The 2,482-nt window shown below is 75.7% G+C and carries 3 protein-coding genes; 1 reads left to right on the top strand and 2 read right to left on the bottom strand.

Annotation, left to right across the window (positions count from 1 at the left end; genetic code table 11):
* On the top strand, positions 1 to 619 hold a 619-nt coding region (locus AB0M52_RS33180), incomplete at its 5' end, for an ATP-binding cassette domain-containing protein (RefSeq protein WP_363961803.1).
* Between the two features lie 51 nt (positions 620 to 670).
* On the opposite strand, the gene AB0M52_RS33175 is transcribed toward AB0M52_RS33180, so the two are convergent.
* Positions 671 to 1,738, bottom strand: a complete 1,068-nt coding sequence (locus AB0M52_RS33175; RefSeq protein ID WP_363961802.1) for an NADH:flavin oxidoreductase/NADH oxidase — start codon at positions 1,736 to 1,738, stop codon at positions 671 to 673.
* Between the two features lie 352 nt (positions 1,739 to 2,090).
* The coding region (locus tag AB0M52_RS33170; RefSeq protein ID WP_363961801.1) for a DUF998 domain-containing protein at positions 2,091 to 2,482 on the bottom strand (392 nt) is incomplete at its 5' end.

The following is a 2,482-nucleotide window of genomic DNA, read 5'->3' as shown; positions in this document are numbered from 1 at the left end:
CGTCGACCTGACCGTGGAACGCGGCCAGCTGGTGCTGGTCGTCGGCCCGGTCGGCTCGGGCAAGTCCTCGCTGCTGCGGGCACTGGCCGGCATTGCCCCGCACACCGGGCAGCTGACCTGGAACGGTGAGCCGGTCACCGAGCCGGAGCTGTTCCTCCGCCCCAACCAGGTCGGCTACGTGGGTCAGCTGCCCCGGGTGCTCTCCGGCACGGTCGCCGACAACATCACCCTCGGCCACCCGGTGGACGCCGGGCACGCGGTGACGACCGCCCAGCTGGAACACGACCTGGCCGGCACCGGCAGCGGGCTCGGGCTGCTCATCGGGCACAAGGGCACCCGGCTGTCCGGCGGGCAGTTGCAGCGCCTGGCGCTGGCCCGGGCGCTGGCGCCGCGTACCGAGTTGCTGGTCGCCGACGACGTCTCCTCCGCGCTGGACGTCACCACCGAGCTGGCGCTGTGGCAGGCACTACGCGAGCGCGGGGTGACCGTGGTCGGCTCCACCTCCAAACGGGCCGCGCTGGTGCGGGCCGACCACGTGGTGGTGCTCTCCGGCGGCACGGTGATGGCCCAGGGACCGTGGCGCGACCTGGAGCAGCGCTGGGGTCACCTGGCCGGCTGAACCGGGGCCGGAGGAGCGGGCCTGCGCCGAGCGGGGCGCGGGCCCGCCGGCTCACCCGGCCCGTAGGTACTGGTTGGGCCAGTTGGCGTCGGCACCCAGCTTGGCCGCGGCCTGGTGCGGCCAGTACGGGTTGCGCAGCAGTTCCCGGCCCAGCAGCACCAGGTCCGCCTCGCCGTCGGCGATGATCGCCTCGGCCTGCTCCGGCTCGACGATCAGGCCGACCGCGCCGGTCGGGACCTTCGCCTCGCGGCGGACCTGGGCGGCCAGCGGCACCTGGTAGCCGCGGCCCAGCGGGATGGCGGCGGTCGGCGACGCCCCACCCGAGGAGCAGTCGACCAGGTCCACCCCGGCGGCGGCCAGCTCGGCGGCCAGCGCCACGCTGTCGGCGACCGTCCAGCCGCCCTCGACCCAGTCGGTGGCCGAGATCCGGGTCAGCACCGGCACGTCCTCGCCGACCGCGGCGCGGACCGCGCGGGCGACCTCCAGGGTCAGCCGCATCCGCCCGGCCCGGTCCCCGCCCCAGCCGTCGGTGCGCTGGTTGGTCAGCGGAGACAGGAACTCGTGCAGCAGGTAGCCGTGCGCGGCGTGGATCTCCACGACGGCGAACCCGGCGTCCACCGCCCGCCCGGCGGCCGTGGCGAAGGCCTCGACGACACCGGCGATCCCGGCCGGGTCCAGGGCGCTCGGCACCCGGTACTCCGGCAGGAACGGCTCGCCGGTGGGCCCGACCGGCGTCCAGCCGCCCTCACCGTCGGGCACCCCGCCCCGGCGCGGATCCCACGGCCGGTACGTCGACGCCTTGAAGCCGGCGTGCGCCAGCTGCACGGCCGGCACCGCGCCGTGCCCGGCCAGGAACCGGGTCACCGGGCGCCAGGCGTCGACGTGCCGGCCGGACCACAGCCCGGTGTCCTGCGGGCTGATCCGACCCTCCGGCAGCACGGCGGTCGCCTCGGTCAGCACCAGCGCGGCACCGCCGACGGCGCGCGCGCCGAGGTGCACCAGGTGCCAGTCGGTGGGCAGGCCGTCGGGGCCAGCGCTGTACTGGCACATCGGCGCCAGCGCGATCCGGTTGGGCAGGGTCACCGCGCGCAGCGTCAGCGGCGTGAACAACGAACTCATGCCGGCATCCTCTCCCGGGCGCCCGAGCGACGGCCATGACGCTCCTCACCGGAGCAGCCTCACCGGAGCAGCCTCACCGGAGCGGCCTCGTCGGTTGGCGGGCCGCGTCGGTCAGTCGCTGAGGCCCTCGGGTCTCAGGGCCCTCGGCCTCGGCCCTCGGTGCCGGCCGGACGTTGAGTCCGTCGGACGTTGAGTCCGTCGGGCGTGGGGTCGGTCGGGCGCGGGGTCCGTGAGGCGTGGGGTCGGTCGGGCGCGGGGTCCGTGAGGCGTGGGGTCGGTCGGGTGTGGCGCGCCGGGGGCAATGTGCCGGTCGTCGGTGATTTCACAGTGACATGAATATGTCGCTGTGAAATCACCACTTCGAGCGACATCGCCTGCCGGCGACGGGCCCGACCGCCAGGGTGACGGCGGTGACCAGGCCCCAGAGGACGGCCACCGCCAGCAGCAGCCGCTCCAGGGTCCCCACCAGCGAACCCCGGCCGACGGCCAGCATGGCCAGACCCACCACGCCGGCTAGGGGCAGCGCCACTGCCGCGGCGACGGTGGCCACCCGGCGCAGCGGGCGGTCCGCGGCCGGGGCGAGGGCGATCGCGATCATGGCGAAGACCACCGCCGCCGTGGCGGCGACGCTCGCCCCGCCGTGCACCAGGTCCGCCACGGTGGCCCGCTCGAACGGCGGCAGCGGGCAGCCGGCGCTGCACGTCACCGCGCCGGACAGGAGGGTGGCGAGGCTGCCGAAGGTGA

This window comes from Micromonospora sp. NPDC051296, from assembly GCF_040682255.1.
Lineage (GTDB): Bacteria > Actinomycetota > Actinomycetes > Mycobacteriales > Micromonosporaceae > Micromonospora > Micromonospora craterilacus.
Note: the sequence above shows the minus strand (reverse complement) of the source record. Positions and strands in the feature narration are given on the sequence as shown.